The 9,930-nt window shown below is 59.2% G+C and carries 1 protein-coding gene; it reads right to left on the bottom strand.

From position 1 onward, the window contains the following. The coding region (locus HDE80_RS21900) for a beta-ketoacyl synthase N-terminal-like domain-containing protein (protein WP_184674437.1) at positions 1 to 9,930 on the bottom strand (9,930 nt) is incomplete at both ends.

The raw sequence follows: 9,930 nt of genomic DNA, 5'->3' as shown, positions 1-9,930 counted from the left end.
TCTTTGCCGCCACTCAGGTTGGCCCAGAATTGCTCAAGGTTGCCCGCCTGCGGATAACGACCCGACACGCCGATGATCGCGATTTCAACGACATCGTCGCCCGCGTCCTTACCGATTCGAGTGCGTGTTTGATAACGCGAGCGACTGCTCATCGATATGGAAGGCTTATGGATCTTGGTCGCCAAGGGCACTGACACAGCAGCGGCGGAAGCGCGATTTTCTCCCAACAGCGTAGTCATCGCCGAGCGATGATGTTGTACAAAATATCCGCTCAACGCAGCAATGGTTTGATATTCGAAGAACAGCGTTTTCGGTAGCGAGCCAAATTGCTTTTCCAGAGCACGTGTCAAGTCCAGTACCAAGAGGGAGTCGATGCCATAGGTCTCCATCTGCGCAAGAGGATCGATTTTGTGAGTCGGCAGCTTCAACGTTGTCGACAGAAAGCGCACAAAATAGCGGGCAGCCCTTTCCTGGATATCGTCGGATGTGTCGTGGGTGCTTGCCACGGCTGCCACTTTCCCTAACTTCAGTAACGCGGGCTGCGGTATTAAACCAGTCGCTTGATCGCCCTCTACATGGCTTATCAGATCGTCCAGGCTCACCTCGCGGACACGGCCATCCGTTGGCGGGGTTGTGAACATCCGCAGGCCTAGCTGCCTGAATCGCAGGCATGGCATTCCATTGTCGTCACACACATCGATATCGACCGTGTGCACAGCATCACTGCTTGCGCGGTCGATGCTATGCCGAACGACTGCCCACATACTGGTCGTGCAAGGAGCAAGTACGTCTAGGGATCCCAATGCAAACGGCAGCATCAGGGTCAAGTCCTCCGCGCTTGCGCTCATCTGTAAGGCGATCGATGCCTGCATTGCGGCGTCAAGCAAGCTTGGATGCAATACGTAGTGATCCATCGATGCCTGTACCGCGGCTGGCAGCGTTATTCGCGCCAACGCCAGTTGTGTACCGACAAACAGTTCGCTCAAGCCCTGGAAGCTGTCTCCATAGTGCAAACCAAGCTGGTTGAACAAGGCATAGCATTGAGCGGCATTCAGGTATGCCTGCGTGCATCGCTGACGCAGGGCCGGCAGATCGTGTATCTCCGGAGCGGCATCTTCGATGACATCCGTGACCACGCCGCGGCTATAGACGGTCCCACCATCTGCAACGTCAGCGTGAACCTCGTAGTTGATGTCACCGCTTTCTTGCGGATGCAGCGAGACATGCAGCTCTAGACCCTCACTGCCGACAATCGCGGGATGCACCCATACGATGTCTTTCAAATGCAGCTTGCCTGCACCGTCCATCGCTTCACTCGCCGCAAAACGTGCCATTTCCAGTTGGACCACGCCCGGCAGCACGGGCTTATCCCGCACCACGTGATCAGCAAGGAAAAACTCATTTCCGTCAAAGCGGCTGCTAAAGCGCAGCCCTGACAAGTTGGAGGAGTTGCGCTGCATCAGCGGATGCAACATGGCACCGACAGCAGGCGCCACTACCGTGCCGGTATTGCCGGCCTGAACCCAATAACGCTCCCTGGCAAAGGAATAAGTCGGCAAACTGATGCGGCGTGGTTTGCGATCGCTGTAGAGACCGCTCCAGTCAAGCCCGTAGCCCTTCACCCACAGATCAAGCAGCTTGCCGAACTTGCCTTTTTCAACCCAGCTTCGAACGGTGTGTGCCATGTCTTCATCGGCTGAGAATGCGGCCATGGCATCCTTGTTGCGCCTGACCTGCCCGCGATAAAGATCCTCCATGCCACCGTTGCCTGCGAGGAAATACGCCAGCTTGCCACGTAGATCGGCGAACGAACTGGCCACCAGACCCAGCCGCTCTTCCATCGCTTCACGCCCGACCTGCAGCGTATAAGCCAGATCGGCCAAGCTGATCTCCGACTCCGCTTCTGGCATGCCGATAAAGGCCAGCAATTGCTGAACCTGCTCACGCAAACGCTCTTCATTGCGCGCCGACAACACCACCACGGCCGGGCCGTGCGCAGCCGGGGCCTTCACCGTCGCAGGGATGTATTCCTCTAGCACTACGTGAGCGTTCACACCACCAAAACCAAAAGAGCTCACACCGGCACGACGTGGCAAGAGCTGACCGCGTGCATCGCGTATCGCCGCCCATTCGCGTGCTTCCTGCACGACGTAGAACGGGCTGCCGTTCAAGTCGATATACGGATTTAGGCTATCGCTGTGCAGGCTTTTCACCAGCGTCTTGTGCTTCATCTGCAGCAAGACCTTGATCACGCCCGCGACACCAGCGGCCAGTTCGAGATGACCGATATTGGTCTTGACCGAGCCCAAACCACAGTGCTGATCGACCACATCGCTGTCGCCGGTGGTGGCGTACAACTCCTTGAACGCTGCCTTGAGGCCATTGATCTCGACCGGATCGCCCAGCGGCGTACCGGTACCGTGCGCTTCGATATAGGTCACGCTGCGCGGATCGATACCGGCGTGCTGGTGAGCCTGTCGGATCACCGCTGCCTGTGCTTTCGGATTGGGCGCGGTCAGCGAATTGGCACGTCCGCCGTGGTTCTCTGCGATGCCGCGTACCAGGCCATAAATATGGTCGCCATCGCGCTCGGCATCGGACAGCTTCTTCAATACCAGCATCGCGACGCCTTCGCCGCGCACGTAGCCATTGGCCTCACTGGAGAAGGTCTTGCAACGACCGTCCTCACTCAGCATGCCAGCCTTGCTGAAGCTGATATGCAGCTCCGGATTGACGATGGTGTTCACACCGCCGGCAATCGCCATGGCGCAGTCGCCCCGCTCGATCGCGAGTATCGCTCGCCGCAACGCCACCAACGAACTGGAACACGCGGTTTCCACCGGCTCGCTTGGGCCGTGGAAATTGAGGAAATAACTCATCCGGTTGGGCCCCACCGAAGCGACAGCTCCGGTCGAGGAATAGCCTTCGATCGCCATCCGGGCACGACTGATCAGCGCGCTATAACCACTGGCTATAGTGCCGACATAAATAGCCGTATCGCTGCCCGACAGCTCGGACCCGGCGTAACCGGCATCTTCCAACGCTTTCCAGACGTGCAGCATCATCAAGCGCTGTTGCGGGTCCATCAGCTCGGCTTCTTTGGGCGAGATGCCGAAGAACATCGGATCGAATTCATCGACTCCATCGATAAAGCCGCCCCAGGTGATCTTGGCCTGATCCTCTTCGTGGGCGCGGTCGCCATGCCAGGCACGCCAATCCTGACGCTCGCGTGGAATCTCGCTGATGCAATCCTTGCCCTCGTGCAGGTTGTGCCAAAAGGCATCAATGTCTCTTGCCTGCGGGAACTGTCCGCTCATCCCGATAATCGCGATCGGTTCCTCGCCCGTCTTGCCGTCGCGGTTGGCCTGACCTCTTGCGGTGGCGGCGTAACGGGAATGCCGTTCATGCTGGAGGCCTTGAACCTTGTCGGGAATGGCTGGTTTGGCATCCGCCGTATCGTTCTGCAGCGCAAAGTGGCGCTGCATTATCTCTGTGCGTTCGCACGCCAGAAAGCCCGCAAGATCATCGAGCGTGGGGAACTCAAAGAAAATCGTCGGCGTCAGATCAGCCTGATACTGATCGTTCAAGGCGTTACCGAATCCAGTCAGGCTGATCGAATCGAAGCCGTATTCGCTTAACGGCGTCTCGCCGTCGATATCTTGCTGCTTCACCTTGAGCGTGGCCGACACCATGACGAATAGCATTCGCTTGATCTTTTGCTGCAGCGTTCTTTCGTCGATGGCGATGACATCGCCATCGATATGGAAAGCACCTGCCAAAGGCGCCGCCGCAGCTTGCATCGTCGCGTGACTGGAATCCGCGGCCACCAGCATGCCGCAGCTATGTACAGTCACCGTACCCTCTTCTAGCTCGCTGTAGATTTCGTAACGGACTGCACCCGTCTGCTGCAATTCGAGTGCGATATGCACTTCCAGGCCGCCAGCACCAACCTCCGGCTGATGACCCCATTCCACGCTTTGCGCGTGTATGTCGGCCACGATGCCGTTGACCTCACGCACGGCGCAATGCGCCATTTCCAACTGCGCGGCCTGCGCCAAAACCCAGTGACCACTTTCCACGTCATGCGCAAGCGACGCGTCTCCGAGATGGAATACCGTACTGAAGCGCAAACCCGAAAGGTCTGACGTATTACGCTGCAGCAGTGGATGCAAAGACTCTGCTTCCCTGCGATTTTCAATCCAGTACCGCTCCTTTGCGAATGGGTAAGTCGGCAGACTGATACGTTGCGGCCGTGCCACGCCGCGCCGGCGATCCGCTTGATGCAAAGTGTCCCAATCGAATGCCAGGCCCTTGACCCACAAGCCGAGCAGCTTGTCGAATTTTCCCTTGGCAATCCATGTTGTCGCGATCGCTGCCATGTCGACGTCTTCGTCACCGGCAAGCATGACCATCACGTCCCTGTTGCGCCTGGCCTGTCCACGATACAGATCGTCGATTTCGGTTTCGCCGGCGGCATAGGCCGCCAGCTTGTGCCGCAGTTCATCGAGCGAACCAACTACCAGAGCGAGCCGCTCTTCCATGGCCTCGCGTCCGACTTGTAGCGTATAGGCGAGATTACCCAACGTCAGGTCGGAGTTATCCGTTTCCGGCGCTATGGCGGCAAGCAGGCGCCGCACCTGTTCTTCAAGCCGTTCCGGGTTGCGCGCCGACAGCACGACCATCGCCGGGCCCTGATCAGCTCGATCCTGCGCCAGAGGTGCGACGTATTCTTCCACCACCACGTGAGCGTTCGCGCCTCCGGCGCCGAACGACGAGACTCCCGCGACCCTCGGGACTTCCTGCATCCGGCCACCGATTTCCCGAACGGGACGCGGCCAGGGCGCCAATTCCCTCTGCAGCGCGAACGGCGAACGCGCAAAGTCGATGTTCGGGTTGATTTCAGCCGCATGCAGGCTAGGCACCAGCGTCTGATGCTTCATCTGCATCAACACCTTGCTGATCGCCACGATGCCAGCCGCGCTCTCGCAATGCCCGACATTCGATTTGACCGAGCCGATGGCACAGAACTGCCTGTCCGCGGTCCAGTTCTGGAAGGCTTTGGAGAGACCCGCGATCTCGATCGGATCGCCCAGACTGCTGCCGGTACCTTGTGCTTCGATATAACTGACGTTGCGCGCATCGACGCCGGCGGACTCCAGCGCTTCACGCACAACTTGGGCATGCGCGGCGGGATTGGGCACCATGTAGCCACTGGTCTTGCCGCCGGAATTGACGGCGCTGCCCTTGATCACGCCATAGATGTGATCGCCATCGGTCACAGCCCGCTGAAGCGGCTTGAGCACGACAGCACCGACGGCCTCGCCATCGACGAAGCCGTCGCCATCGGCGGCGAACGATTTGCACTTGTCACCGGCCGAGAGCATGGTCATCGCCGACAAGGTCAGCAAGTGATCCGGATCGACGATCAGATTGACGCCGCCAGCGATCGCCACCTCGCTGCTACCGTTGCGCAAGCTCTCGATGGCCAGATGAATCGCCGTTAGTGAAGACGAGCAGGCGGTGTCGACCGCCATGCTCGGTCCCTGAAAATCGAACAGGTAGGAAATCCGGTTGGCAATCGACCAGAAGCGTGCCCCCGATGCATAGCGTTCGTTCATCACGCCGACGAACATGCCGATTTTTCGGCTTGCGCATAGACTAGCCGGTGAGTAGCCGGCGTCCTCGATACTGGCATAGGCTTCCTGCAGGAACAGCCGTTCCTGCGGACTCATGGACTCTGCCTCGCGCGGCGAGATGTTGAAGAACAGCGGATCAAAGCAATCCACACCGTCGATGAACCCGGCCCACTTGGTGTAAGCCTTGCCTGGCTGGTTTCTGCGTTCGTCGAAATACCGGCTGTGATCCCAACGCTCCGCTGGCACTTCACGGATACAATTGCGCCCGCTCTTCAAGTGCTCCCAGAATTGCGCTACGTCGGCCGCCTCCGGGTAACGTCCGGAAAGGCCGACGATGGCCACATCCTGCATCACCACCGATGGTGCTGGCGATGCGAGCGACGTCCTGCTGCCGATACGGCGGAAGCCGCGCGCCGGACTTCGCGTGGCTTCTCTCACGACGCGTATGAGCTGCTCCAGCGCCTGCGGCGCAGTAGTGGCATCCAATCCGACCCAGCGCATCATCGCCAGTGCTTCGGTTGCGATGAAATGATCTGCCAGCGCGTCGATGGTCTGGTATTCGAAAAACAAGGTGGGGCTGACGGCGCTTTCGATGCCGATATCGTTGAACGCAGCGCGCAAACCGTTGCTTAGCTCCATGACCAGGATCGAGTCGATGCCGTACTGGTCGAGGCTGGTGCCGGTGTCGATTTTGTCCAGCGGCATTTTCAAAATCTGCCCGACCAGCTTCTTGATTTGCAGCAGGCACTTTTCACGCAGCGATGCCGGTGCCACCGCGGCGACGGGCGTGAAGTCCGCAACCGGTTCACGACTCCGCGAAACGGAAACGACAGGCGTAACGGATGACACAGCTACCGCTTTGGACGTCGCAACGGATGCGACCCGTCTCTGCAACGCCACACCATCGCTTTCCGCAACGATTACCTGTTGTCCCAGCGCATGTGCAGATGCGGCCGGGAAGAAGACTTCGCGATAACCTTCCGCGCGCAACACCGTCTCCCAGCTTGCTGGCGCTAGGCTGGGGCAGCCCGGTATGCGCAGCGCCTCATCCTCATACAGCCACCAGCCGTTCAAGAGGCCGAAGGTAAGATGGGCCCATAACTCACAGCTGCTCAATTCATTGAGCAAGAGCACACCATTGGTGCTCAGCACCGCCTTCGCGTTGCGCAGGCTCTCGCGGATATCCTTGGTAGCGTGCATGACATTCGTGGCGATCGCCACATCGTAGCTCGCAGCTTCGATGCCTTGCCCTTCCAGGGGGCTGCCGACATCGAACAAGCGGTAATCCAGATACGGGTAGTGCGGCCCGTAGTTCCTTTCCGCATGAAGCAGGAAGGCGCGCGATAAATCGGTATAACAATATTGCTCGATATGCGCCGCGTATGGCGCAAGTCGCGCCAACACGCGGGCGCTGGTGCCTCCGGTTCCGGCCCCGATCTCGAGAATGCGGATGCGCGCGTCGGGATCCTGTTGCAGGCGTGCACGGACGAAAGCAAGAACGCTATCGCACAATATGTCATTGAAATAATCCGCCACGGCATTGCCCCGGTAGATACCCTCGACCAAATGCATGGACGAGTCCGGGAACATCACGCTGGTAGCCGCAGTGCGACCTTGCAAGATGGCTGGCAGCGCACGAAGCATGGTGTCGACCAGCGTTACTTGTGCACGCAAATCGGGAGCATCCAGCCATGCCGTTTTGTGCTCATTCCATCCGGCCCAGGCTTGCTCGAGCGAAGTGGCTTCGACAGCGCTGTCTTCGGCCAGCCACTGCAAGCTGTAGGTAAGCCAGCGCGCATGACCGGCGCGCAATTCCGGCATGGTCGTCGCACCAGTCAGTTTCAGTGCCTGCAATTCGCCGCGCAAAATCGCCAGCGACATGCGGTCGATTTCCCGCTTGCGTTGTGCCAGTTGCGCTGCATCGACCGGAAATATCGTACTGACCGACTGTGCGGCGAGTGCTGCCGCTGTGGAACCGAACCGAGCCACATCCGTGCTCACGTGCGCGTCGCCGATCAAGTCGAAAATGCCGCCCTTGGCGCCGGCTTTTATGACTTTCAGGAAGCCCAATTGTGGTATCGGCACTGCCAGCAGGGTTTCGATCGCCCGTATGCCCTCGTGCACTTCGATAGAGCCGAAGCCTTGTTGCGCCATGCGCTCGCGGTAAACCTGCGAGGCAACCACGCCGACACTGCCCCAGTAGCCCCAGTTCATTATTTTTACCGGGTATGGCAGTCGCTTGACCAGTTGCAGTGCATAGGCATCCTTGAACGTGCAGCCGGCCGCATAATTGCTTTGCCCGGGTGCCTTGATGAAGCTGAGCAGCGACGAACAAAACAGCATGAAGTCCAGAGAGAGCCCGCCAAACACCTGGCACATCCTGACACTGACATCCACCTTGGCTGCCAATCCCGCCCGCAAACGGGCTTCGTCCATCTGCACCAGGCTCTTGTCAAGCAATGCAATGGCTGCATGCATGACGCCATGAATCGCCGGGAAGCACGCCAGAACCTGCTCACGGGCTCGCTCCAACGCAAGCCGATCGGTCGCATCAGCAGCGATATACAACGGCATCGGACCGAAAGCAGCCAAACGCGCCTGGGCGTGCTCGATGGTTTCATCACTGACACGCCGCCCAATCCAGACGATATTCGCCTGGTACTCGCGCACCATGTACTCACTCCAGGCCTGGCCGATACCACCAGCGCCACCGATGACCACATAGACACCGCCTTGACGATACAAAGGCGCGCGTTGATCGACGGATTTAATTTCAACGGGCAGCAATGTCTGCCGGAACCACTGACCCGAACGCCATGCAAGCGCGTCGCCTTGAGCATCGTAGGGCAGATGAAAAATATGCTCGATCGGCCACGGTTCTGCACTCGGCAGGTCCAGCAAACGAATTTGCCAACGCCGGAATTCCTTCGCCATCGACCCTACGAAACCATGCACACCAGCATGCGCTGGTGCCACCGCGTCCTGCCCATGGACGGCCTGCGTCTGACACGTCAATACGGTCCAGTTCAACGAGCGCTGGTTGAATCCGAGCGCCAGCAGGGCTTTTACGAGACGAAAGCCCAGCACGATACCTTGTTGCTGCGCCAGGATAAGGGCCTCATCGTCATGAGTCTGTGCTTCGATCTCCCCGACACCGACAATCCATACGAGGTGGTCAATCTCGCCATGCGTGCGGAGTCGTTCTTCGATATCGGCGATTTGCGCAACCTGTGGCAACACAAGCACAGCCGATTCCGGAAACTGGGCGAAAATCGCTTCTCGCTGCGCAGGTGTGCCACCCAAGATCAATACTCGTTCGGTCGACACGGACTGACGCACTGGTTTCGGGGAATTCACCACGTCCCAGACCGGCGTCAAGAGCAGTTCCGTTTCAGATGCAGCCGACTCTCGCGCTTCCAGCCGCACGCTCTTGTCATGCAAGGCACGCGTGCTGAACTGCGTGAATCGCACGCACACCACACCCTGCTCATCACACAGGTCGATATCGAGCCGTAGCACCGCATCGCCTGCTTGGCTACCAGCGCTATAGCGCACGATGGCCCACATCGCGATCGTGCATGGCGCCCGCGTTTCCAACGCACCCAAGGCAAAAGGCATCATCAGCGTCATGCCACCGGCTTGCGCTGCCGCGCCCATTTGCAGACCCAGCGTTGCTTGCAAGGCTGCGTCCAGCAAGCTGGGATGCAGTACATAGCCATCCATCTCTACCGAAGCGGGAAGTGTGATCCGCGCCAGGACTTGCTCGTGCCCGACGAATAGTTCGCTCAGGCCCTGGAATCCCGGGCCATAGTGCAAGCCCATCTTTTCGAACTGGGCGTAACACGCTGGAGCATCCCAGCGCGCCTGCGCGCATTGCTCGCGCAACGCCGCCAGATCGTACGTCGCGGAGGCTCCCAGCGTTTCCTCGCGGTCAACCAAGGCCACGCCCTGGCTGTAGACCAAGGCTTCACCATCGTCACCTTCGCTATAGATCTCGAAGCCGATCTCGCCGGTTTCTTCGGGATAAAGCGCAATATGCACCGTCAACCCGTCAGCGCCTACGACCATCGGTCGTACCCACGCCACGTCGTTCAATGCAATACGACCCGCTTCACCGAGCACCTCGCTAGCGGCGCGGCGCGCCATTTCCAGTTGCGCCACGCCCGGCAAGACGCCGGCACCCTGCACCACATGATCGCTCAGGAAGAATTCGTCGCCGCTCAAGTACGTGCTGAAGCGCAGCCCGGCCACGTCCGAGGTATTCCGGTGCAGCAGCGGGTGCAAGACCGTGCCA

The organism is Rhodanobacter sp. A1T4 (assembly GCF_014207185.1).
Lineage (GTDB): Bacteria > Pseudomonadota > Gammaproteobacteria > Xanthomonadales > Rhodanobacteraceae > Rhodanobacter.
Note: the sequence above shows the minus strand (reverse complement) of the source record. Positions and strands in the feature narration are given on the sequence as shown.